Raw genomic sequence first — 22,758 nt, forward strand, 5'->3', positions numbered from 1 at the left:
TGATGACCGGAGACGGGGTATCAACATATCTGGCGTTGATTTTTGGCACGCTGTTGAGTTCTCAAGGAACGGACGCTTCCTTTGTACTCACCCTCGCGGGCTTTCCTCCGGGCGCTTCCCTTCGGTCTTGCGTTTCCGACTCTATCAGATCCTTTCGGCCCTGATTCCCAGTCGGCGGGGTTTGTCTGAGGCTTTTGGGCTTTCACCCGTCGGCCTTTCGACATTCACTACGTTAGCCGATCCTCCCGGCAACTCATAATCGAGTTCCGCGGGATCGAATTCAGGCATGCGGGCACGCCAAAATTCGCCCCCGTCAGGGGGAAATCGCAGGTAGTGGGTGGCCGCTCCGGCTGCTGGCGATTGCCGTACCCGGTTCAGCGGCTCGGGCTACATTACGCACCTCCCAGGGACGAGTCAACTTGAGCGACGCCTGGGCGCGTGGGCCCTGTAGGGGCTCACGGTCGGGTCGTCGACGATCCAGAAACGCCAAGGGTGGACGCCTCCGTCGCCGGCCACGCCGGTTCGGGGGCCGTTGCGTACCTGGTCGGAGGCCACGGACGTGTCGGCCGAGCATCCTCGGCGGCGTCTCGCCGACGGCGCACGCGTCCGTGCCGTCGAGTGCGCGGTCCACGCCCAGGGACGCGGCCAGGCGGGCCGGCCCTTTGGCCAGTTCCTTGTCATTTCGGGCCGAGAGTCGACGTTTACGCACGAGCTCCGCGCCTACTCAGCGGCGAGCCGCTGCGAGGCGCACAGCGGCTCAGGCTCCGCCGGACGGCTTGGCTCTCGGGCTCAGGCGGTACGCCGAGACTGTTGGATCACCGGCGAGGTAGAAGCGGTGCTGCCAGTCGTGGGCTCTGCTCACGCCTACCCGAGGGCCGACCCGGATGAGTGCTGCGGGTACTGGCTCGCCCTCGGACAGCTCGACCGAGGGGCCCGTCAGCAGGTCTGTGCCGTTGTGCTCTGCCGTGATGCCGAGCGCCTGGCAGAAGTTCCCCGGACCCCGCGCAAGGCGTGGGGTCTCGACCTCCGCTCCTCGCCGCTCGCGTGCCAGGTCTTCCCCTTCGATGACCCTGCCTGCGCGGATGAGGACGGCCGAGGCGATGCCGTCGGTTCCGGTGACGATGTTGGCGCACCAGTGGAGGCCGTGAGATCGGTAGACGTACAGATGTCCGGCGGGCCCGAACATCACGGCGTTGCGGGGTGTCCTGCCCCGGTAGGCGTGGGAGGCAGGGTCGGCCGTGCCGGAGTAAGCCTCGGTCTCCGTGATGGTGATGCTCACGGTTCCCGCGGGGGTGTCGTGGGTGAGGGTGGCACCGAGCAGCTCGGGGGCGACTTCTTCAGCAGGGCGAGCGAGATCCACAACGTTCATGCTGACCGACTTGGCATGCCGTAGGTGAAGTAGACGTACACGTGTCCGGGGGGACCGAACATCACGTCGTTGCGGGGTGTGCGACCGCGACAGGCGTGCGAGCCGGGGTCGTTCGGAGCGTCGTACGCCTCCACCCCCGTGAGGCGCACCGCGATCGGCCCGTCCGGGGTCTGCCGTACGAGGGTCCGGCCGAGGAGGTCGGGGGCGACTTCCAGTGCAGGGCGGTCGAAGAACCTCCTCGGCAGTGGCGTACGGTCCGGGGGCGCGATCATGTCGTACGAGCGTAGTCCAGGCGGGTCTGTGCCAAGGGGTGGTCAAAGGATCCCCCGATTGCCAGGGTGTGGCGCGGAACCGGTCACGTCCGGATCGCGTTTGTAGGGGTCAGGGATCCATACGTAAAGGGAGAGTCATGGGGTTCAAGAAGCTGCTCGCGAGCCTTGGGGCCGGCGGGGCTTCCGTCGAGACGGTGCTGACCGAGGTCAACGTGGTCCCTGGCGGCGTCGTCCAGGGTGAGGTGCGGATCCAGGGCGGGTCCGTGAACCAGGACATCCAGGGACTGTCAGTGGGCCTGCAGGCGCGGGTCGAGGTGGAGAGCGGCGACGAGGAGTACAAGCAGAACATCGAGTTCACCAAGGTGCGGCTCGGTGGCGCTTTCGAGCTGCAGGCCGGCGCCGTGCACGCCGTACCGTTCGGGCTTGAGATCCCCTGGGAGACGCCGATCACCATGATCGACGGGCAGGCGCTGCGCGGGATGCACATCGGTGTGACCACAGAGCTGGAGATCGCGCGGGCCGTGGACTCGGGTGACCTGGACCCGATCAACGTCCACCCCCTGCCGGCGCAGAAGGCGATCCTGGACGCGTTCATCCAGCTCGGCTTCCGCTTCAAGAACGCGGACATGGAGCGCGGCCACATCCGGGGCACCCGGCAGCGGCTGCCGTTCTACCAGGAGATCGAGTTCTACCCGCCGTCGCAGTACCGGGGTCTGAACCAGGTCGAGCTGAGCTTCGTGGCCGATGAGCACGCCATGGACGTCATCCTCGAAATGGACAAGAAGCCGGGGCTGTTCAGCGAGGGCAGTGACACCTACCGGTCGTTCCAGGTGGGTCTGCACGACTTCCACGGGACCGATTGGGCGGCGTACCTCAACCAGTGGCTGTCCGAGGTCGGCAGCAAGCGCAACTGGTTCTAGGCTCGGGTCCTAATGAACGGAACCGATCAGGAGGTACCGAGGTGACCGAGCTCAAAAGGCGGCCGCTCCCCCATGACTTCCACCCGCCCGTGCCGTCGTTCACGGTGACGAGCGAGGACATCGAGGAGGGTGCGACCCTCAAGGACGCTCAGGTCTACGCGGCCGGCAACACCTCGCCGCAGCTGCGGTGGGAGGGCTTCCCGCCCGAGACCAAGACCTTCGCCGTGACCTGCTACGACCCGGACGCCCCGACGGGCAGCGGGTTCTGGCACTGGGTCCTGTTCGACATCCCGGTCTCGGTGACCGAGCTGCCGGCGGGCGCGGGCAGCGGCAAGTTCGAGGGGCTGCCTCAGGGCGTGGTCCAGGCGCGTAACGACTACGGGTCGAAGGACTTCGGCGGTGCCGCTCCGCCGCCCGGGGACGGGCCGCACCGGTACGTCTTCACGGTGTACGCGGTGGACCAGGAGAAGCTCGGTCCGGACGCCGACGCCTCTCCCGCCGTCGTCGGTTTCAACCTGCGGTTCCACGCGATCGCGCGCGCCCAGCTCATCGGTGAGTACGAGAACCCCGCCGAGGGCTGACACCCGCTGAATCAGTCGAGCGTTCATTGAACGTTTGCCCGCCTCTGGTCTTGGAAGTGATCAGAGGCGGGCATTTTTTATTGCGTTGTCCATCTCGGCGCGCCCGTCCAGAGTTGATCCAAGCCCGCCGGGGGGTGGGCGGTGCACACGGGAGGTGGGCTGGATGCGGGACACGCTGGTGCTGAACGCGAGCTTCGAGCCGCTGTCGACGGTGACACTCAACCGCGCCGTTGTTCTGGTGCTGCAGGACAAGGCCGTCGTCGAGCAGGCCCACCCCGAACTGCGCATGCGCGGTGCCGAGGTGGACATACCCGCGCCGCGGGTGATCAGGCTCTGCAGGTATGTGAGGGTGCCGTTCCGAAGACAAGCCCCGTGGTCGAGGCGGGGTGTGCTGGTGCGGGACCGGCACAGGTGCGCGTACTGCGGGCGGCGGGCGACGACCGTGGACCACGTGGTGCCGCGGGCGCAGGGTGGTGCGGACTCGTGGCTGAACACGGTCGCCTCGTGCGCGGAGGACAATCACCACAAGGCCGACCGGACTCCGGAGCAGGCGGGCATGCCGCTGCTGCGGCTGCCGTTCGAGCCGACGCCTCAGGACGCGATGCTGCTGGCGCTGGGGCACGAGGACTTCGAGGCGCTGCCGGAGTGGCTGTCCCAGACGGCCGCCTAGCCGGTACACGGAGAGGGGCTCACCTTCCGACGAAGGTGAGCCCCTCTCCGTGTACGCGCGATGTCAGTCGATCGACGGCTTCTCGCGGCGTTCCGAGCCGTTGCCCTGGGGCGGGACCGAGCCTCCGCCGCCCGAACCGCCCCCCAGGGAGCCGAAGTTGCCCATGGCGCCGGACAGGCCCTTGAGGGCGTCGCCGATCTCGCTGGGGACGATCCAGAGCTTGTTGGCGTCGCCCTCGGCGATCTTCGGGAGCATCTGGAGGTACTGGTAGCTGAGCAGCTTCTGGTCGGGGTCGCCGGCGTGGATCGCCTCGAAGACCGTACGGACGGCCTGGGCCTCGCCCTCGGCGCGCAGGGCGGCGGCCTTGGCCTCACCCTCGGCGCGCAGGATCTGGGACTGCTTGTCACCCTCGGCGGTGAGGATGGCCGCCTGGCGCGTGCCTTCCGCGGTGAGGATCGCGGCGCGCTTGTCACGGTCGGCGCGCATCTGCTTCTCCATCGAGTCCTGGATGGAGGTTGGCGGCTCGATGGCCTTGAGCTCGACGCGGTTGACGCGGATGCCCCACTTGCCGGTGGCCTCGTCGAGCACGCCGCGCAGGGCCGCGTTGATCTCCTCGCGGGAGGTCAGGGTGCGCTCCAGGTCCATGCCGCCGATGATGTTGCGGAGCGTGGTGACGGTGAGCTGCTCGATGGCCTGGATGTAGCTGGCGACCTCGTAGGTGGCCGCGCGGGCGTCCGTCACCTGGTAGTAGATGACCGTGTCGATGTTGACCACCAGGTTGTCCTGGGTGATCACCGGCTGCGGCGGGAACGGCACGACCTGTTCGCGCAGGTCGATGCGGTTGCGGATGGTGTCGATGAACGGGACCACGATGTTGAGGCCCGCGTTGAGTGTCCGCGTGTAGCGGCCGAAGCGCTCGACGATGGCTGCGCTGGCCTGTGGGATGACCTGGATCGTCTTGATCAGGGCGATGAAGACCAACACCACCAGAATGATCAATACGATGATGACCGGTTCCATCGTGGTTCCCCGTACCCTTCTCCGCCTCGGCGCCTCGGCAGATCTTTATGGTTGTTGAAGATCTTGCTGGTCGAGTCTGACAGACCGTCGCACAACTCGTGGGGTGTTCGGTTCAGTTGAGTCCTACGAGGTCAGATGACGATCGCGGTGGCCCCCTCGATGTCCACGACGTCCACTTCCTGCCCCGCCTCGTAGGCGCGGTCGGTGTCGAGAGAACGTGCCGACCAGATCTCCCCGGCGAGCTTGATGCGGCCACCGGAGCCGTCCACGCGTTCCAGGACGAGGGCCTGTTTGCCCTTCAGCGCTTCCACACCCGTGGCGAGCTTGGGGCGTTGGGCGCTGTGCCGGGCCGCGATGGGGCGTACGACGGCGATGAGGGCGACCGACACGACGACGAAGACGAGTACCTGGATCACGATTCCGAGGCCGAAGCCGGCGACGACCGCGGCAGCGACGGCGCCCACCGCGAGCATGCCGAACTCCGGCATCGCGGTGACCACGAGCGGGATTCCGAGCGCCGCCGCGCCGACGAGCCACCACACCCATGCGTCGATGTCGTTCACATGGTCATGGTATGACCCCAAGTCCCGCTGCGGACAGGGCGCGAACGGGGCTCAGGACAGCGGCAGACCGTGGGCGGTCCAGCGGTCGCCGACCTGCTCGACGACGAGGGGGAGCCCGAAGCAGAGGGAGAGGTTGCGGGAGGTGAGTTCGAGTTCGAGCGGGCCCGCGGCGAGGACCTTGCCCTGGCGGATCATGAGGACGTGGGTGAAGCCGGGGGCGATCTCCTCGACATGGTGGGTGACCATGATCATGGAGGGGGCGATCGGGTCGCGGGCGAGGCGGCCGAGGCGGCGGACCAGGTCCTCGCGGCCACCGAGGTCGAGGCCCGCGGCGGGCTCGTCGAGGAGGAGCAGCTCGGGGTCGGTCATGAGGGCTCGGGCGATGAGAGTCCGCTTGCGCTCGCCCTCGGAGAGCGTGCCGAACTTGCGCTCCAGGTAGTCGCTCATGCCGAGGCGGTCGAGGAAGGCGCGGGCACGCTGCTTGTCGACCTCCTCGTAGTCCTCCTGCCAGTGCGCGGTCATGCCGTACGCGGCGGTCAGCACGGTTTCCAGGACGGTCTGGCGCTTGGGGAGCTTGTCGGCCATGGCGATGCCGGCCATGCCGATGCGGGGGCGCAGCTCGAAGACGTCGGTGCCGGGCGTGCCGAGGGTCTCGCCGAGGATGCCGGCGGTGCCCTTGCTGGGGTAGAGGTAGCTGGAGGCGACGTTCAGGAGGGTGGTCTTGCCGGCGCCGTTGGGGCCGAGGATGACCCAGCGCTCGCCCTCCTTCACCGACCAGGAGACCTGGTCCACCAGAGCCCGGCCCTCGCGGACCACGGATACGTCCTGAAGCTCCAGAACATCGCTCATGAGCGCGTTGTCTCCCCTTGCAGTGTGGCCGGTCTCGGCTGTCGCGTACGCCTGTGGCTCGGTCCGCCGCGCCGGTGGGCGCAGCCCCTACGAAATCTACGCCACCGGTGCCACCGTCCATTCCATCGGTCCGGTCCTTAGGGTGGGGGCATGCTCTCGGAACCGCGTTCAGGACGCCTCGCCGCTTGGGGAAATGCCCTATTGGCCGGACTTGTCTCTCCGGATGACGCCGTGCTCGCCATCGTCGGCGACGACGCCGTGCACCGGGTCGAGGGGCTGCCGGGCGAGGCGGCACCCGTCGGACTCACGCTCGCGCTCGGACGGCTGCGCACGCTCGGGGTGACCGGGCTGCGCGTGGCGCTGCCCGCTCCGGGGCATCCGCTGGGGCTGAGCGGGCCGCCGGAGTTCAATGCGCGGGCGCTGGAGGCCGAGGAGGCGGTGATCTGTCACGGCGCCGCGTTCGGGTTGGTGCCCGAGGTGCACGAGGCCGGGCCCGCTGGTGATGTTCACGTCGAGGTGGTCTGGCACTGCCTGCCGGTGCGGGAGGCGCCGCCCGCCGATGTCCCGTCGCTGGGTGAGGCAGAGCGGGAGCTGGCGGAGGCCCTGCACGACGCGACGGAGGTGCTCTCGCGGCTGGATGTCGCCGGGTCGGGGCCGGTGGCGGAGGCGGCGATCGACGCGTACCGGGCGCGGGCCGAGCGGGGACGGGAGGTGCTGGCGCCGGGGTACCCGCCGCGGTCGGTGCGGGTGCTGGAGCTGGCGCAGCGGGTGGGGCTGTTGGTTTCGCTCGCCCACGAGAGGGGGCACGGGGGTGCGGTGAGCGCGTCGGAGATGGCGGCGCGTGGGGATGCGCTGCGGCCGGTGGAGCGGACGGCTCGGCGGGCGCAGGTCGCGGCGTACAACTCCGTTGTGGAGGTGCGGGAGCGGGGGAGGTGAGCGGGGTTTGGTGGTGACCGGCGTTGGTGTCGGCGAAGCTGGGGGCGCTGCCCCCAGACCCCCGTATCGGCCTGGACGGCCTCGTCCTCAAACGCCGGACGGGCTGATTGGTGCCGACCCGTGTCGCAATGGCCGGACAGGCTGGTGATACCGACCCGTGTCGCAATGGCCGGACGGGCTGGTGATACCGACCTGCGCCGCAATGGCCGACCGGCCTCCCGGTGAGGTGTCGGGAGGCCGGGAGTCAGCGGGGTGGGCTCAGTGGTTGATGCCCACGTTGCCGAAGGCCGGGTTCAGGGCTCCGATGACGTTCACGCTGTTGCCGACCACGTTCACCGGGATGTGCACCGGGGCCTGAACGACATTGCCCGAGATGACACCCGGGGAGTGCTTGGCCTCGCCGCCGGCCCACGCGCCGCCGGTCGTCGCGGAGGCCATCCCCGCGCCCGCGGCCATCAGGCCACCGGCCACCATCGTCACGGCCGCTGCCTTCTTCAGGTTCTTCACGTTCAACCCCTCCTAGGCGATCGCCGCGGCAGTCGCCGCAGCACGCACTGGAGAACGGCGGAGGTCTCCGGAGGGTGCGCCGCCCGGGTGACATTCCCCCGACGGTATGAATCTCACCCTGTCACACCGTGACGTACCGCCCACAGCGCGGCCTGGGTACGGTCCGCGAGGTCGAGCTTCATCAGGATGTTCGAGACATGCGTCTTCACGGTCTTCTCGGACAGGACCAGGGCGCGGGCGATCTCGCGGTTGGAGCGGCCGTCCGCTATCAAGCCCAGTACCTCGCGCTCCCGTTCGGTGAGTGACCCTCCCCTGCCCTGGCCGGAGCCGGCCTCTTCCTGGGAGAGCAGGGCGCCGGCCACCTCCGACTGGAGGAGGATGTGGCCGGCGTGCACCGAACGGATGGCGCCGGCCAGCGCGTCGGGATCCACGTCCTTGTAGACGTATCCGGCGGCGCCCGCGCGCAGGGCCGGGACCACCGTGCGCTGCTCGGTGAAGCTGGTGACGATCAGCACGCGCGCGGGGTTGCCGAGTTCGCGGAGCCTGCGCAGCGCGTCGATGCCGTCCATGCCCGGCATCTTGACGTCCATGAGGACGATGTCGGGCTTCAACTCCTCGGCGCGGGCGACTCCTTCGGTACCGTCGGCCGCCTCGCCCACGACCTCGATGTCGTCCTGTACCTCCAGGAAGGTGCGCAGGCCCCGGCGGACGACCTGGTGGTCGTCGACGAGCAGCACCCTGATTGCGTCAGCCACCGGGGACCTCCATCTCGATCGTGGTGCCCTTGCCGGGCGCCGACTCCACCGTCAGCGCGCCGCCGACCCCGTCCGCCCGGTCCCGCATGGAGACCAGCCCCAGATGGCGTCCCGCACGGCGGACGGACTGCGGCTCGAAGCCGTTGCCGTCATCGGTGACGCGCAGGACGGCTCCGCAGGCGCGGCGGGCCAGGGTGACCTCCACGTGTTTCGCGTCCGAGTGCCGCAGGGCGTTGTGCAGGGCCTCCTGGGCGACGCGCAGCAGGGCCTCCTCCTGGGCGGCGGGCAGCGCGCGGAATCCACTGCTCTCGAAGGTCACGCGCGCACTGTGGGCGCGGTCGAGGACCTGGATCTGGGTGCGCAGGGTGGCGACCAGGCCGTCCTCGTCCAGGGCGGCGGGGCGCAACTCCACGACGGCGGCGCGCAGTTCGTCGGCCGCCTCCGCGGCGAGTCGCGCCACCACCTGCAGTTCCCCCTTGGCGCGGGACGGGTCGCGGTCGACCAGGGCCGCGGCCGCCTGTGCCGTGAGGCGCAGGGAGAACAGCTTCTGGCTGACCGCGTCGTGGAGTTCGTGGGCGAGACGGGAGCGTTCCTCGGCGATGGTCAGCTCGCGGCTGCGCTCGTACAGGCGGGCGTTGGTGAGGGCGATCGCGGCATGCTGGGCGAGGATGGAGAGCAGTTCCTCGTCCTTCTCTGTGAAGCCGCAGCTGCCTTCCGGCTTGACACAGTTCTTGTTGGCGAGGAACAGCGCGCCGATGATCTCGTCGCCGTCGCGGATCGGCAGGCCCAGGAAGTCGGACATGTCGGGGTGGGCGGCCGGCCAGCCCTCGAAGCGCGGGTCCTTGCGCACGTCGGCGAGGCGCTCCGGCCGGGCGTCCTGGAGCATCGCGGCGAGGATGCCGTGCTGGCGCGGGAGCGGGCCGATGGCCTTCCACTGCTCGTCGCTGACGCCGTCGACCACGAACTGGGCGAAGCCGCCGTGGTCGTCCGGGACGCCGAGGGCGGCGTACTGCGCGTCGAGCAGCTCGCGGGCCGAGGCGACGATCGTCTTGAGGACGTCGCGCACCTCCAGGTGCCTGCTCATGGCCAGCAACGCGGAACTCACCGCGGCTAGGCCGGACCGGGGGCCTTGACTCATGTCCTCACGGTACCGGCGGGGTGTGACAGCGCGGATCGGGCCTGTGACGGCAGGACCTGGGCCGGTGGGCCTAGGCCGCGTGGCTTAGGCCGGGGGCCCCGGACGCGCGGCTTAGGGCGAATGGCCCCGCCGCTCTGCGGCCCGCGTCCGAGGCGGGCGGGGCGGTCGCGTTCCTACGTTGTTGCCACCGCCGATCGGAACACGGTTCGCAAGGCGGCGACGGAGAGGGGACGGTTGTCATGCCGGTAGCGATCATCACGGGGGCCTCGAAGGGGCTGGGACGGGCGCTCGCCGAGGCGCTGGCCGCGCGCGGCTGGGACCTGGTGCTCGACGCCCGGGGCGCCGGCGCCCTCGCGGAGGCGGCCACGGCGGTCGCCGGGCACGGCACGCGGGTGGAGGTACTGCCCGGAGACGTGACGGACGCGGCCCACCGGGCCGAGCTGGTGGCGGCGGCCGGGAAGCTGGGCGGTGTCGACCTGCTGGTGAACAACGCGAGCGCGCTGGGCGCCGAGCCGCTGGTACGGCTGGCGGAGCTGCCCCTGGAGGGGCTGCGCCGGGCGCTGGAGGTGAACGTGGTGGCCGCGCTGGGCCTGGTCCAGGACGCGCTGCCGCTGCTGCGGGAGGCGCCGGCGGGCGCGGTGGTCACGGTCAGCTCGGACGCGGCCGCCGAGGCGTACGGGACCTGGGGCGGCTACGGGGCGTCGAAGGCGGCCCTGGACCAGCTCGCCGCGGTGCTCGCCGAGGAGGAGCCGGGGCTGCGGGTGTGGGCGGTCGACCCGGGGGACATGGCCACGGAGCTGTACGCGGCGGCCGTGCCGGACGACGACGCCCCTCGGCCGGAGCCGGCCGGTGTGGTGCCCGCCTTCCTGCGGCTGCTGGACGAGCGTCCGGCGAGCGGCCGCTATGGGGCGGCCGCCCTGCTGGAGGGGCGGCGATGACGCTGGCGGTGAGGGTCCCCGAGGAGCTGTCGGCGCGGGTGCCGGCCGAGCAGCGCGGGCCGGGGCTGGAGCGGGACGCCGTACGGCTGCTGGTGTCGCATGGGACCGAGGTGTCGCACCACGCGTTCGTGGAGCTGCCGCGGCTGCTGCGGGCCGGGGATCTACTGGTCGTGAACACGTCTCCCACCCTGGCCGCCGCGGTGGACGGGCGGATCGGGCACGCACGCGTGGTGGTGCACTTCTCCACGCGCGGGGACGACGGGCGGTGGGCGGTCGAGCTGCGGGAACCGGACGGAACGGGCACCACGCGCGCACATGCGGGGGCGCCCGCGGGGACAGAGGTACGGCTTCCCGGGGGTACGGGGCTGGTTCTGGAGGAGCCGCTGAGCGCGCGGGGCGAGCGGTTGTGGTGGGCGCGGGTGGCCGGGGCGGAGGTGCTCGGGCTGCTGCGGGAGCACGGGCGGCCCATCCGCTACTCCTATACGGAGAGGGACCAGCCCCTGTCGGTGTACCAGACGGTGTTCGCGCTGCCGTCCGACGACGGGGCGGGCAGTGCGGAGATGCCGAGTGCCGCCCGTCCCTTCACCACGCGGCTGGTGGCGGAGCTGGTCAGCCGGGGAGTGCGGTTCGCACCGGTCGCGCTGCACACCGGGGTGGCGTCGATGGAGGCGCACGAGCCGCCGTATCCGGAGCGGTACGCGGTGCCGGAGGCGTCGGCGCGGCTGATCAACAACGTGCGGGCCGGGGACGGCCGGGTGATCGCGGTCGGTACGACGGCGGTGCGGGCCGTGGAGTCGGCGGCCTCGGCGGACGGGGTGGTGCGGGCGGCCGGGGGGTGGACCGATCTGGTGGTGACGCCGGAGCGCGGGGTGCGGGTCGTCGACGGGCTGCTGACCGGGCTGCACGAGCCGGAGGCCTCGCACCTTCTGATGCTGGAGGCGATCGCGGGGCGGGCGGCGGTCGACCGCGGTTACGAGGAGGCGTTGCGTGGGCTCTACCTGTGGCACGAGTTCGGCGACGTGCATCTCGTCCTGCCGGAGAAAGGCCCTCACGTAGAGCATTGCAACGGCAACTATCGGTGAGGATTCCTCTTCTGCGATGTGAGCCCGCGCATAGGGTGCACATCACGTACGAACGGACATAGGAGATAAAGGGTCGCGCCGCGAACGGGGCAGACGTTCCAGTCTGTCCCGTTTTGCCCTTCCCTGATCCACTACCCGGGATCGTACGTCACACCTTTGCCACGAGATTTTGCGGCCGCTAAGAATTGCTCTCGTCGCTCGACGCCGCGGGTTTCCCCCCGCGGCGTTCGTACGGGACGGACCCCGTTCCGCCGTCGCACGGAGAGCGGCTCCGCGCTATTCGAAGAGGTCCCTGCCATGCTCAAGAACACCAACACTCGTGGTCTCAGTCGCAGCCTGACCAAGCACCACAAGATCGCGATCACCGGTGTCGCCGCCCTCGGTACCGCCGCCGTCGCCATCTCGGCGGTTCCCAGCAGCGCCGAGACGATCACGACCGGAGCCCCCGCCCCGGCCGCCCGGGTGGCGTACAGCACCGAGCAGATCAAGGACGTCAAGGGCGCGGTCACCGACCAGCTCGCCACCGAGACGGTCAAGGTCGAGACCATCGCGGCGCAGAAGGCGGCGCAGACGGCGGCGCAGGAGAAGACAGCCGCCGAAGCGCTCACCAAGAAGACGGCCGAGGCCGCGGCGAAGCAGAAGGCGATCGCCCAGGCCGTCAAGAAGGCCGCCCAGGAGCGCGCCGCCAAGGCGGCCGCCACCCGGTCCACCCAGCGCGCCGCCGTCAAGCCGGCCGCGAAGACCTACGCCAACAACCTCGACGGCTGGATCCGTCAGTCCCTGGACATCATGAAGGCCAAGGGCATCCCCGGCTCGTACAGCGGCCTGCACCGCAACATCATCCGGGAGTCCTCCGGCAACCCGATGGCCATCAACGACTGGGACATCAACGCGATCAACGGCATCCCGTCGAAGGGTCTGCTCCAGGTCATCCCGCCGACCTTCAACGCCTACCACGTGCCCGGCACCTCGTGGAACATCTACGACCCGGTCGCCAACATCACGGCCGCCTGCAACTACGCGGCCGACAAGTACGGCTCGATGGACAACGTGAACAGCGCGTACTGAGGCGGCGCGGACCTCTCCTCGCGTATGCCGAAGGGCGGCACCCCCATCCGGGGTGCCGCCCTTCGGCGTCGTACGGGTCCGGTCACTCGCGTTACTTGCGCATGACCTCGGGCTCGTGGCGGCGCAGGAAGCGGGCCACGAAGAAGCCGCAGATCACGCCGATGGCGATCAGGGCGGCCATGTCCATGCCCCAGGCGCCGACGGTGTGCTCCCACAGCGGGTCCGCGCTCGCGCCCTCCGCCGGCGGGCTGATCTTGTTGAAGTCCAGCGTGGCGCCGGCCGCGGCGACCGCCCAGCGGGACGGCATCAGGTACGAGAACTCGTTGACGCCGATCGAGCCGTGCAGGGTGAACAGGCAGCCCGTGAACACGACCTGGATGATCGCGAACATGACCAGCAGCGGCATGGTCTTCTCGGCCGTCTTCACCAGCGAGGAGATGATCAGGCCGAACATCATCGAGGTGAAGCCCAGCGCCATGATCGGCACGGAGAGCTCCAGAATCGTGGCACTGCCGAGGACCAGGCCCTTGTCCGGGATCTCCCGGCTGAAGAAGCCGATGGCACCGACCAGGGCACCCTGGAACACGGTGATCGCGCCGAGCACGAACACCTTGGACATCAGGTACGCCGAGCGGGACAGGCCGGTCGCGCGCTCCCGCTCGTAGATCACCCGTTCCTTGATCAGCTCACGGACCGAGTTGGCGGCACCCGCGAAGCAGGCGCCGACCGCGAGGATCAGCAGGACCGTGGTGGCCGTGCCGTTCGGGATGATCCGGCCGGTCTGCGGGTTCGCCGGGTTGGGCAGCAGGCCCTTGTCGGAGTCGATGAGCAGGCTCACCGCGCCGAGCACGGCCGGCAGGATCACCATCAGCGCGAGGAAGCCCTTGTCGGACACGATCACCGACACATAGCGGCGCACCAGAGTGCTGAACTGCGACATCCAGCCCTGCGGCTTCGGCGGCTTCATCGCCTGCATCGGAGGCATCTGTACGGCCTGCGGCGCAACGGCGTCGATGTCCGCGGCGTACATCTGGTAGTGCTGCGAGCCCTTCCAGCGGCCCGCCCAGTCGTAGTCGCGGTAGTTCTCGAAGGCGGAGAAGACGTCGGCCCAGGTGTCGTAGCCGAAGAAGTTCAGTGCCTCCTCCGGCGGGCCGAAGTAGGCGACGGAACCGCCCGGCGCCATCACCAGGAGCTTGTCGCACAGCGCGAGCTCGGCCACGGAGTGCGTGACGACGAGGACCGTACGGCCGTCGTCGGCGAGGCCGCGCAGCAGCTGCATGACGTCGCGGTCCATGCCCGGGTCGAGGCCGGAGGTCGGCTCGTCGAGGAAGATCAGCGACGGCTTGGTGAGCAGTTCCAGGGCCACGGAGACGCGCTTGCGCTGGCCGCCGGAGAGGGAGGTGACCTTCTTCTCCTTGTGGATGTCGAGCTTCAGCTCGCGCAGCACCTCGTCTATGCGGGCCTCGCGCTCCTGCGTCGTGGTGTCGGCGGGGAAGCGCAGCTTGGCCGCGTACTTGAGGGCCTTCTTGACGGTCAGCTCCTTGTGCAGGATGTCGTCCTGCGGGACCAGACCGATGCGCTGGCGCAGCTCGGCGAACTGCTTGTACAGGTTCCGGTTGTCGTAGAGGACGTCGCCCTCGTTGGCGGGCCGGTAACCGGTGAGCGCCTTCAGCAGGGTCGACTTGCCGGATCCGGAGGGGCCGATGACCGCGATGACCGACTTCTCCGGGACGCCGAAGGAGACGTCCTTGAGGATCTGCTTGCCGCCGTCGACCGTGACGGTCAGGTGGCGGGCGGAGAAGGAGACCTCACCGGTGTCGACGAACTCCTCGAGGCGGTCGCCGACGATACGGAAGGTGGAGTGGCCGACGCCGACGATGTCGTTCGGACCGAGCAGCGCCGAACCGCCCTTGGGGATCGGCTGGCCGTTGACGTACGTGCCGTTGTGCGAGCCGAGGTCGCGGATCTCCATGCGGCCGTCGGGCGTCGAGTGGAACTCGGCGTGGTGCCGGGAGACCTGGAGGTCGGAGACGACCAGCTCGTTGTCCAGGGCACGGCCGATGCGCATCACGCGGCCGATGGAGAACTGGTGGAACGTGGTCGGGCTGCGGTCGCCGTAGACCGGCGGCGCCCCCGCGCCACCACCGGGCACCTTCTGCGCGTGCTGCTCGGCCGGAGCGCCCTGCTGCTGCGGAATGGACGCGGCCTGCTGCGGCTGCTGCCAACCGGCCTGCGGAGCCTGCTGCTCCGGGGCCTCCTGCTGCGGCGGGGCCTGCTGCGCCCAGCCGGCCCCCGCGCCCTGGGCGGCATACGGCGCGGCCTGCTGCTGCGGCTGGGCAGCGGCAGCGGCGCCCGAGAGGTTCAGCCGCGGTCCGTCGGTCGCGTTGCCGAGGTGCACGGCCGAGCCGGGGCCGATCTCGGTCTGGCCGATCCGCTGCCCCTGCACGAACGTGCCGTTGGTGCTGCCATGGTCCTCGATGACCCAACTGCGGCCGTTGAAGCTGACCGTGGCGTGGCGCCAGGAGACCCTGGCGTCGTCGAACACGATGTCTCCTTGCGGATCGCGTCCGAGTGTGTAGGTCCTGGACGAATCGAGCGTCCAGGTCCGTCCGTTTGATTCCAGTACGAGTTCCGGCACTCCATGCCCCACTGAGTTGTCCCCCGAATTACCCCCGTCACAGGGAGTCTAGGGATGTCGAACATCGTGGGGAACTATTTCAGGCTCCGCCCTCTGACCGAAAGTCGGGCCTTGTGGCGAGCGCCGCCGAGCGCTTCAACTGCTCCCGTTGACGGGGTTGAAACCGGGCCTGAGAGTGGTAATCCCTCGCGAGGGGGACATGCGCGGCGGCCGGCCGCGCCGCGGATCGGGGGGTCTGCCATGAGTGCTGCCACGGGAGTCGAGACCACGAGGCACGGCACGAGGCTGCCGTGGGGAGACATCCTGCTGTCCGCGGTCGCCGCGGTGAGCTGGGCGTTGATGGGTATGGCGGGCACGGCCGCGCTGGGCCTGCACCTGCTGCAGGCGGACACGGCGGGCTCACTCGGCCCGATGACGGCGGCTGTTGTGGCGCTCGGGGCTGGTGGTTCGGTCTCGCCGTCGGGAGATGTGTCCGCTTTCGGCCTGAAGGGCGCGGAGGCGAACACGGTCATCGAGATCACGCCACTCGGCGTCGGCCTGGTGGGCGCCCTGCTGTTGTCATGGCTCTTCCTACGGTCCTTGCGTACGGCGGGAGTTGTGATCGCGCCGTCCGAACTCCTGGCACGCGCGGGCGCGGTGGTCGCGCTGTTCGTGGCGACTCTGGGCGGGCTGGCCTGGGCCGGGCACGACGTCATCACGATCGACGGGGGTTCGCTCGGCCTCGACAAGCTGCCCGGCGCGGGGGGCGGCGGGGGCAAAGGCGGCGGACTGAACATCCCCGGCCTCGGGGACATCGGCGGACTGCTGCCCGACCGGATCGGCGACCTCATCGACGCCAAGGCGGCGGTGGGCTTCACGGTGGACACCGCGCCCACCCTCCTCGGCGGACTCGGCTGGTCCGCGGGCATCCTCCTGATCGCCCTGCTGGCCTCCCGCCGCACTCCCCTGCCGCGTGGCTGGGAAGCCGTGCACCGGGTCGTACGGCCCGCGGTCTCGGCACTCGTCATGGTGCTGCTCGTGGCCGTGGCAGCCGGGCTCGCGGCGGCGGCGTACGCGGCGGTCGGCGACGACCACCCGGGGCGCATCGCGGGTGCGGCACTCCTCGGCGCGCCGAACGGGGTGTGGCTCGGCATCCCCATCGGCCTGCTCGTGCCGTGGGACGGCAAGGCCACCGGCGCGCTGGCCACGGTACTGCCCCACCCCCTCGACGAACTGCTGAGCGTGAAGTCCGACCAGCCGGTGACGCTGGGGCGGCTGGCGGACCTGGACGGGCGGGTGTGGCTGCTGGGGGTGGCGGCGGCGTTGATGATGCTGCTCGCGGGGGTGCTCACGGCGGTGCGGACGCCGGTGGGGGTGGGGGCCGGTACGGCTGCGGGCGGCTCGGACGTGCGGGGTGCGGGTGTACGGGGTACGGGTGCCCTCGGTTTCGCAGGGCGGTGTGCGCTGCGGCTGGGGGCCGCGACGGCGCTGGCGCTGCCCCTGCTCGCCTGGCTGACGGACGTGTCCGTGGACGCCTCGCTGTCCGTGCTCGGCTTCGACGCGTTCGGCGCCGGGATCCGGCTCCACGGCCATCTCGGCATGGCACTGCTTCTCGGGGCGGCCTGGGGTGCGGGTGCCGGAGCCGCCGGGGCGCTGCTGGCGTGGGTGACCGGTGCAGCGGGACGGCGGGCGGCACCGCTGGCACTGGGTGACGGGGGAGACAGCACCGGGTACCCGGACCACACGCGACACGCCGGGGGCGAGGACGCGGTGGGCGTCGGGCAGCCCGGCCCCTACACGCCCGGTGCGCCGTACCGGGCGCCCAACCCCGCCACGAATCCGTACCTCCGGGTGCCGGACGAACTGCGGGAGCCCGGGGATTACGGGGGCCGCGGTGATGGGAGCCGGTATCCCGGCGGCGCCGGGCCATACGGTGAGCCACGGCCGTACGGCAATGTCCCGCCCGCCGATGACGCCCCGCCCCACGGCGGCGCTCGGCCCCCCGGCGAAGCCCGTCCGCCGCACGGCCGGCCTCCGGCTCCCGGCGGCGACCTGCCCCGCGGCGACGCTCGGACCTCGGACGACGGGCAGTCCGACGGTCCCCCCGCGTCCACCGATCTGTACGGCGCCCCCACCATGGCCCGGCCGATCGATCCGCCGCCGCGCTCTCCGCGGCGCCGCCCCGGTTCTCGGTCACGGGACTGGCCCCCGGACGCCTCCGGCGACGGTCCTCCGCCTTCGGCACCGCCGCCGCCCCCGCCGCCACCGCCACGGGGGAAGGGCCGGTGATCAAGCGGTGGTGAGGGATGTGATCAATCCGTAGGGAGGAAGTAGGGCCTCCGCCACCGGTCTGTCATCCATTGTTCCCTGTCCGCTAGGCGGACCTCATGGGCATTAGGCACTGGGTGCCGGATACGGTGGTTACACCATGAGCGCTTCGCAGACCTCCGAGCTCCCCACCCTCCTCGTCAAGATCTTCGGCAAGGACAGGCCGGGCATCACGGCCGGCCTCTTCGACACCCTTGCCGCCTTCTCCGTCGACGTGGTCGACATCGAGCAGGTCGTCACCCGCGGCCGCCTGGTGCTGTGCGCGCTCGTGACGCAGCCGCCCGCCGGGCTGGAGGGCGACCTCCGAGCCACCGTGCACAGCTGGGCCGAGTCGGTGAAGATGCAGGCGGAGATCATCTCCGGCCGTGGTGACAACCGTCCGCGCGGCCACGGCCGCTCCCTGGTGACCGTCCTCGGTCACCCCCTCACCGCCGAGTCGACCGCCGCCATCGCCGCCCGGATCGCCAAGGCCGGCGGCAACATCGACCGTATCTTCCGGCTCGCCAAGTATCCGGTGACGGCGGTCGAGTTCGCTGTGTCGGGCGTGGAGACCGAGCCGCTGCGCACCACGCTGGTGTCCGACGCGGCGGCGCTCGGCGTCGACATCGCGGTGGTGTCGGCGGGGCTGCACCGGCGGGCCCAGCGCCTGGTGGTCATGGACGTGGACTCCACCCTCATCCAGGACGAGGTGATCGAGCTCTTCGCCGCGCACGCCGGCTGCGAGGACAAGGTCGCCGAGGTCACGGCGGCCGCGATGCGCGGGGAGCTGGACTTCGAGCAGTCGCTGCACGCGCGCGTGGCCCTGCTGGAGGGGCTGGACGCCTCGGTGGTGCAAAAGGTGCGCGCCGAGGTGCGGCTGACGCCGGGCGCCCGCACCCTGATCCGTACGCTCAAGCGGCTCGGCTATCAAGTGGGCGTGGTGTCCGGTGGATTCACCCAGGTCACCGATGACCTCAAGGAGCGGCTGGGGCTGGACTTCGCCCAGGCGAACACCCTGGAGATCGTCGACGGGAAGCTGACCGGCAAGGTCACCGGCGAGATCGTGGACCGGGCGGGCAAGGCGCGGCTGCTGCGCCGGTTCGCCGCCGAGGCCGGTGTCCCGCTCTCCCAGACGGTGGCGATCGGCGACGGCGCCAACGACCTGGACATGCTGAACGCGGCCGGACTGGGCGTGGCCTTCAACGCCAAGCCGGTCGTCCGTGAGGCCGCGCACACCGCGGTGAACTTCCCCTTCCTGGACACGGTCCTCTATCTGCTGGGCGTCACCCGCGAGGAGGTCGAGGCGGCCGACACACACGACGAGGCCTGAGCCTCCGGGGCACACGCCGAGGCCTGGGCCTCCGGTACACGCGCCGTATGAGAGGGCCCGGCACCACCGTGGTGCCGGGCCCTTCGCCGTACGCCGTCAGTCGGCCGGGGTCACTCGGACGGAGCCCAGTAGTCGGCCAGCTCGCCCACGCCCGGCTCCAGGCTCTTCCAGGAGCCTTCGAACGTCACGATGGCGAAGGCCGCCGCCGGGAAGCCCCGGCGGTTCATGCGCTCGCGGGCGTCGCCGTCGGCCGAGCCGGAGAGGATCTCGGCCAGACCGTGCACACCGGGATTGTGACCGATCAGGATCACGTTCTGCGCGTCGTCGGGAGTTTCGTTCAGCACGGCGATCAGTTCGCCGGGCGAGGCCTCGTAGAGCCGCTCCTCGTAGACGGTTTTCGGCCGGTGCGGAAGTTCGTGAACGGCGAGCTTCCAGGTCTCGCGGGTCCGGGCCGCGGTGGAGCAGAGGGCCAGGTCGAAGCTGATGTCGGTGTCGGCCAGCTTGCGTCCGGCGACTGCCGCGTCCATGCGACCCCGCTCAGCGAGGGGCCGCTCATGGTCGGTCACCTGTGGCCAGTCGGCTTTCGCATGCCGGAAGAGGACGATCCTGCGGGGTTCTGCGACGCTCATGGGTCCCAGCTTCGCATGAAACAGGCCACGCGGCGCAGGGAGTTGACATGCGGATTCGCCGGGTGAGGACGCCCTGGAACTAGCGCGCGATCAGTTGCTGCGCACGCTCGAAGAGGTGGGTGAGCGCGGGGTCGCCGGTGGCCGCATGGGCGTTCGAGGGGCTCAGTATCAGCAGGAACAGGGCGACGAAGGCGAGCGTGGGCAGTGCGAGGGCCCACCAGGGCAGCCGGATGTCGACGCCGCCCGTGGTCGCCGGGTGGGGCCGGGTGTGCGTACGGGCCGACATGAACGCCTCCGCTGGTCTCCGAGTGGTCCGTGACCGCCTCCCGCGGTCACATCTCGAAGCTACGGAATCCGTCGCGGCCAACCCATCCGGTGACCCACCCACTTGCCCCTGACACTCACCCCCTAGGGGATGGTGGTGCTAGCCCCACCATCGGCCATGGGGACAGTGGTCACGGGGACGCGATGGTCGCGATGATGGCGATGAGCACGAAGATGGCGAAGAACGCGCCGAAGACGAGCAGCATCTTCTTCTGGCTGTTCTGGGGGTTCGGGTCGAGCACAGGCATGCGGCCAGTGTCGCATCCTCTCCCCGCTCCGGCTCTGCCGGGGTGAGGTCGGTGTCGGTTCCGCCGGGGTGAGGTCAGCGCCCCGCCTCGTCCTCCACCGTCCGGTCCCGGCCCGCCAGGACGCCGACCGCCATCTGCGGGAGCATGAGGCCGGCCATCAGGGCGATCGGGAGGCCCCAGCCGCCGCTGTGCTGGTAGAGCACACCGACCAGCAGCGGCCCGGGGATGGAGATCAGGTAGCCGGTGCTCTGCGCGAAGGCGGAGAGCTGGGCGACGCCCGCGCCGGTCCTGGCCCGCATGCCGACCATCGTGAGGGCCAGCGGGAAGGCGCAGTTGGAGACGCCGAGCAGCAGGGCCCAGGCCCAGGCGCCGTCGGCCGGTGCGAAGTACAGGCCCGCGTAGCCGGCCAGACCGCAGACGCCGAGTACCAGCGCGATCGGCCCCTGGTGGGGCAGCCGGGTGGCGAGGCGCGGGATCACGAAGGCCAGTGGCACGCCCATCACCATGGTGACGGCGAGGAGCACGCCCGCGGTGCTCGCGGAGACGCCCGCGTCACGGAAGATCTGCGCCATCCAGCCCATCGTGACGTAGGCGGCGGTGGCCTGGAGCCCGAAGAAGACGGCAAGGGCCCAGGCCGTACGGCTCCGGGTGATCCGCAGCGCGGGCGGCTGCTCCCCACGCGCGTGTGCCCGCCGCACCGGCTCGGCGCGGGCCGGCGACGCCCCCCGGTCCCGTACCAGCGCCACCCACGGCAGGACGGCCGCGGCGGCGAGCGCCGCCCACACGGCGAGTCCCGATCGCCAGCCGCCGCCCAGGGCCGCGGTCATCGGCACGGTCACCGCGGCGGCGGCCGAGGTGCCGAGGGCGAGGGCCATCGAGTACAGGCCGGTCATGGGGCCCACCCGGTCCGGGAACCAGCGCTTGACGATGACCGGCATCAGGACATTGCTGACCGCGATGCCCATGAGCGCGAGCGCGCTGGCGGCCAGAAACCCGGCCGTCGACCCGGCGTACGGCCGTATGAGCAGACCCGCGGTGATGGCGACCATGCCGGCGCACACCACGGCGGCCGGTCCGAAGCGGCGGGCGAGGCGGGGTGCCATGACGCCGAAGGCCGCGAAGCAGAGCGGGGGCACCGAGGTGAGGAGTCCGGCCACGCTGCCGCTCATGCCGAGCCCGCCGCGGACCTCTTCGAGGAGGGCGCCGAGGCTGGTGATGGCGGGGCGCAGGTTCACGGCGGTGAGCACGATGCCGACGACGACCAGCCGCGTCGCCCACGCGCGCGGGGCGGTCGCGACGGGTGCGGCGGACATCTGGGCCCGGTCGGCGCCCGGGGCCGCGGCGCGTTCGGTCGTGGCGCGTTCGGTCGTGGCACGTTCGGTCGTGGCGCGTTCGGTCGTGGCGCGTTCGGTCGTGGACGTCCTCGTCCGGGTTTTGTCGCTCCGGGTTTCCTCGCTCACCATGTCGCCCATCATAGAATCATGGGATGATTGGTTGTCCATCCCCGGGCCGCATCCACCCGGCCCTCTCGTGCGAAGGTGTGCCATGCCCCTGAGCCACCCCCGTCGTTCGGCGCTGTCCGAGCAGGTCATCGCCGAGCTGCGGAACCAGATCACCTCGGGCGAGTGGCCGGTCGGCTCGCGCATCCCGACGGAGCCGGAGCTGGTCGAGCAGCTCGGCGTCGCCCGCAACACGGTCCGCGAGGCGGTACGGGCGCTGGCGCACAACGGCCTGCTGGACATCCGTCAGGGCTCCGGCACCTATGTGGCGGCGACCAGTGAGCTGGCGGGCGTGATGCACCGCCGCTTCTCCGGCGCCGACCCGCGGCACATCGCCGAGCTGCGGTCCACGCTGGAGGCGTCGGCGGCGAAGCTGGCGGCCGAGCGACGCACCGAGAAGGACCTCAAGCAGCTCGACGCGTTGCTCGTCCGGCGCGAGGAGGCCTGGGAGTCGGGTGACGCGGAGGCCTTCGTCACGGCGGACGCGACGTTCCACCTGGCGGTGGTGTCCGCCTCGCGCAACGAGGTCATGACGGCGATGTACGCCGACCTGGGCGAGGTGCTGCGGGACTGGCTGCGCGCGGACGTCGGCGAGGTGCTGACGCCCGAGACGCACATGGACCACGCCCGGCTCGTCGACGCGATCCGCGCGGGCGACGCGGAGTCGGCCGCGGCGGAGGCCGCGAGCTACCCGTTCCTGTGCCGTCCGGGGCGGTTCAGCCCGCCTTCTGGTGGCTGACCCACACCGAGCCGACTTCCTTCCAGCACCGGCCGGTGAGCCGTACGGTCATCGCGGGCCCGGTGTCGACCGGGTCGCCGTCGGTGTCGATGTCCCACCAGCGGGCGCACTCGATGTGCAGAGTCACGCTGTCGGTGTCGACATAGGGGTTGTGGCAGTAGGCCACGACACGGGAGCCGCGGACGGTCGTGCGGCACTCCGCTCCGAACAGCGACGGGGCCGTGGGTCTCTTGTCCCGCACGCGCGCGTGCGGCATCGCCTCGTACGGCAGGGACAGCACAAGAGCGACGGCCACGGTCAGTGAGGCCAGGCTGTGGGACAGGCGCACAAGGGGACCTCCTCGACCGAGCTGGGGAGGGGTTTCGCGCGGTGGACGCGTACTCCAGAGTGCGCCGTC

General features: G+C 70.6%; 23 protein-coding genes and 2 pseudogenes. 10 read left to right on the top strand and 15 right to left on the bottom strand.

The features are described 5' to 3' along the window. Positions 1 to 414: 414 nt before the first annotated feature. The 3 genes and pseudogenes from ACIPSA_RS45600 to ACIPSA_RS45610 all read right to left on the bottom strand — a co-directional run. Positions 415 to 721, bottom strand: a pseudogene (locus ACIPSA_RS45600) (DNA-3-methyladenine glycosylase); the annotation flags it as partial. Between the two features lie 36 nt (positions 722 to 757). Then, positions 758 to 1,369 carry a DNA-3-methyladenine glycosylase gene (locus ACIPSA_RS45605; RefSeq protein WP_402646720.1) on the bottom strand — a complete coding sequence of 204 codons (612 nt, stop codon included), beginning with the start codon at positions 1,367 to 1,369 and terminating at the stop codon, positions 758 to 760. A gap of 14 nt (positions 1,370 to 1,383) precedes the next feature. After that, positions 1,384 to 1,641 (bottom strand): annotated as a pseudogene (locus ACIPSA_RS45610) (DNA-3-methyladenine glycosylase); the annotation flags it as partial. Between the two features lie 137 nt (positions 1,642 to 1,778). Here ACIPSA_RS45610 and ACIPSA_RS45615 point away from each other — a divergent pair. The 3 genes from ACIPSA_RS45615 to ACIPSA_RS45625 all read left to right on the top strand — a co-directional run bounded on the left by ACIPSA_RS45615 (position 1,779) and on the right by ACIPSA_RS45625 (position 3,812). Next, the gene (locus ACIPSA_RS45615; protein ID WP_402646724.1) at positions 1,779 to 2,561 is read left to right on the top strand and encodes a sporulation protein; all 783 of its coding nucleotides are present in this window, start codon (positions 1,779 to 1,781) and stop codon (positions 2,559 to 2,561) included. Between the two features lie 41 nt (positions 2,562 to 2,602). Then, positions 2,603 to 3,142, top strand: coding sequence for a YbhB/YbcL family Raf kinase inhibitor-like protein (locus ACIPSA_RS45620; protein ID WP_402646727.1), 540 nt, complete (start codon positions 2,603 to 2,605; stop codon positions 3,140 to 3,142). A gap of 163 nt (positions 3,143 to 3,305) precedes the next feature. After that, positions 3,306 to 3,812: an HNH endonuclease gene (locus tag ACIPSA_RS45625; protein WP_402646730.1), complete on the top strand. Its 507-nt coding sequence runs from the start codon at positions 3,306 to 3,308 to the stop codon at positions 3,810 to 3,812. A 63-nt stretch (positions 3,813 to 3,875) separates the two neighbouring features. On the opposite strand, the gene ACIPSA_RS45630 is transcribed toward ACIPSA_RS45625, so the two are convergent. The 3 genes from ACIPSA_RS45630 to ACIPSA_RS45640 form a co-directional block, all read right to left on the bottom strand. Then, a complete protein-coding gene (locus tag ACIPSA_RS45630) occupies positions 3,876 to 4,832 on the bottom strand; it encodes an SPFH domain-containing protein (RefSeq protein WP_402646733.1) in 957 nt (318 codons plus the stop codon). A 131-nt stretch (positions 4,833 to 4,963) separates the two neighbouring features. Further along, complete coding sequence (locus tag ACIPSA_RS45635) at positions 4,964 to 5,395, bottom strand: NfeD family protein (RefSeq protein WP_402646735.1); 432 nt, start codon at positions 5,393 to 5,395, stop codon at positions 4,964 to 4,966. Positions 5,396 to 5,446: 51 nt separating this feature from the next. Then, positions 5,447 to 6,244 (bottom strand): ABC transporter ATP-binding protein, encoded by a 798-nt coding sequence (locus tag ACIPSA_RS45640; RefSeq protein WP_402646738.1) that lies wholly within the window; start codon positions 6,242 to 6,244, stop codon positions 5,447 to 5,449. Positions 6,245 to 6,394: 150 nt separating this feature from the next. Here ACIPSA_RS45640 and ACIPSA_RS45645 point away from each other — a divergent pair, with 150 nt between their 5' ends. Continuing rightward, entirely contained in the window at positions 6,395 to 7,180 is a 786-nt protein-coding gene (locus tag ACIPSA_RS45645; protein ID WP_402646740.1) for a hypothetical protein, read from the top strand. Positions 7,181 to 7,438: 258 nt separating this feature from the next. Here the strand turns inward: ACIPSA_RS45645 and ACIPSA_RS45650 are convergent, their stop codons facing one another. From ACIPSA_RS45650 to ACIPSA_RS45660, 3 genes are all read right to left on the bottom strand, one after another. Continuing rightward, on the bottom strand, positions 7,439 to 7,687 hold the full coding sequence (locus ACIPSA_RS45650; RefSeq protein WP_402646743.1) for a chaplin: 249 nt from the start codon (positions 7,685 to 7,687) through the stop codon (positions 7,439 to 7,441). Between the two features lie 113 nt (positions 7,688 to 7,800). After that, complete coding sequence (locus ACIPSA_RS45655) at positions 7,801 to 8,442, bottom strand: response regulator (protein ID WP_402646745.1); 642 nt, start codon at positions 8,440 to 8,442, stop codon at positions 7,801 to 7,803. Beyond that, positions 8,435 to 9,580, bottom strand: coding sequence for a GAF domain-containing sensor histidine kinase (locus tag ACIPSA_RS45660; RefSeq protein ID WP_402646748.1), 1,146 nt, complete (start codon positions 9,578 to 9,580; stop codon positions 8,435 to 8,437). The genes ACIPSA_RS45655 and ACIPSA_RS45660 overlap by 8 nt, the downstream gene beginning before the upstream one ends. A gap of 239 nt (positions 9,581 to 9,819) precedes the next feature. On the opposite strand from ACIPSA_RS45660, the gene ACIPSA_RS45665 reads away from it, so the two are divergent. From ACIPSA_RS45665 to ACIPSA_RS45675, 3 genes are all read left to right on the top strand, one after another. Further along, positions 9,820 to 10,518 carry an SDR family NAD(P)-dependent oxidoreductase gene (locus ACIPSA_RS45665; protein WP_402646751.1) on the top strand — a complete coding sequence of 233 codons (699 nt, stop codon included), beginning with the start codon at positions 9,820 to 9,822 and terminating at the stop codon, positions 10,516 to 10,518. Next, positions 10,515 to 11,600, top strand: coding sequence for an S-adenosylmethionine:tRNA ribosyltransferase-isomerase (locus tag ACIPSA_RS45670; protein ID WP_402646754.1), 1,086 nt, complete (start codon positions 10,515 to 10,517; stop codon positions 11,598 to 11,600). Before ACIPSA_RS45665 ends, ACIPSA_RS45670 begins: the two co-directional genes overlap by 4 nt. Positions 11,601 to 11,897: 297 nt before the next feature. After that, complete coding sequence (locus tag ACIPSA_RS45675) at positions 11,898 to 12,668, top strand: transglycosylase SLT domain-containing protein (protein ID WP_402646756.1); 771 nt, start codon at positions 11,898 to 11,900, stop codon at positions 12,666 to 12,668. Positions 12,669 to 12,759: 91 nt separating this feature from the next. Here ACIPSA_RS45675 and ACIPSA_RS45680 read toward each other — a convergent pair whose 3' ends face one another. Further along, positions 12,760 to 15,306: an FHA domain-containing protein gene (locus tag ACIPSA_RS45680; protein ID WP_402646758.1), complete on the bottom strand. Its 2,547-nt coding sequence runs from the start codon at positions 15,304 to 15,306 to the stop codon at positions 12,760 to 12,762. Between the two features lie 240 nt (positions 15,307 to 15,546). On the opposite strand from ACIPSA_RS45680, the gene ACIPSA_RS45685 reads away from it, so the two are divergent. Next, complete coding sequence (locus ACIPSA_RS45685; protein WP_402646761.1) at positions 15,547 to 17,574, top strand: streptophobe family protein; 2,028 nt, start codon at positions 15,547 to 15,549, stop codon at positions 17,572 to 17,574. A 139-nt stretch (positions 17,575 to 17,713) separates the two neighbouring features. Then, entirely contained in the window at positions 17,714 to 18,922 is a 1,209-nt protein-coding gene (serB, locus tag ACIPSA_RS45690) for a phosphoserine phosphatase SerB (RefSeq protein WP_402646764.1), read from the top strand. 110 nt (positions 18,923 to 19,032) lie between these two features. On the opposite strand, the gene ACIPSA_RS45695 is transcribed toward serB, so the two are convergent. The 4 genes from ACIPSA_RS45695 to ACIPSA_RS45710 form a co-directional block, all read right to left on the bottom strand. Continuing rightward, a complete protein-coding gene (locus tag ACIPSA_RS45695) occupies positions 19,033 to 19,551 on the bottom strand; it encodes a SixA phosphatase family protein (protein ID WP_402646766.1) in 519 nt (172 codons plus the stop codon). Positions 19,552 to 19,630: 79 nt separating this feature from the next. Then, positions 19,631 to 19,837: a hypothetical protein gene (locus ACIPSA_RS45700; protein WP_402646769.1), complete on the bottom strand. Its 207-nt coding sequence runs from the start codon at positions 19,835 to 19,837 to the stop codon at positions 19,631 to 19,633. Positions 19,838 to 20,006: 169 nt separating this feature from the next. Then, a complete protein-coding gene (locus ACIPSA_RS45705) occupies positions 20,007 to 20,123 on the bottom strand; it encodes an SGM_5486 family transporter-associated protein (protein ID WP_402646770.1) in 117 nt (38 codons plus the stop codon). A gap of 74 nt (positions 20,124 to 20,197) precedes the next feature. Continuing rightward, positions 20,198 to 21,436 (bottom strand): CynX/NimT family MFS transporter, encoded by a 1,239-nt coding sequence (locus ACIPSA_RS45710; protein WP_402646964.1) that lies wholly within the window; start codon positions 21,434 to 21,436, stop codon positions 20,198 to 20,200. Positions 21,437 to 21,668: 232 nt separating this feature from the next. Between ACIPSA_RS45710 and ACIPSA_RS45715 the strand changes: the two genes are divergently transcribed. Next, on the top strand, positions 21,669 to 22,361 hold the full coding sequence (locus ACIPSA_RS45715) for a FadR/GntR family transcriptional regulator (protein ID WP_402646771.1): 693 nt from the start codon (positions 21,669 to 21,671) through the stop codon (positions 22,359 to 22,361). Here ACIPSA_RS45715 and ACIPSA_RS45720 read toward each other — a convergent pair. After that, entirely contained in the window at positions 22,339 to 22,689 is a 351-nt protein-coding gene (locus ACIPSA_RS45720) for a hypothetical protein (protein ID WP_402646774.1), read from the bottom strand. The two genes, ACIPSA_RS45715 and ACIPSA_RS45720, sit on opposite strands and share 23 nt — an antisense overlap. Positions 22,690 to 22,758 lie beyond the last annotated feature (69 nt).

The sequence above is a fragment of the Streptomyces sp. NPDC086549 genome, assembly GCF_044746205.1.
Classification (GTDB): Bacteria; Actinomycetota; Actinomycetes; order Streptomycetales; family Streptomycetaceae; genus Streptomyces.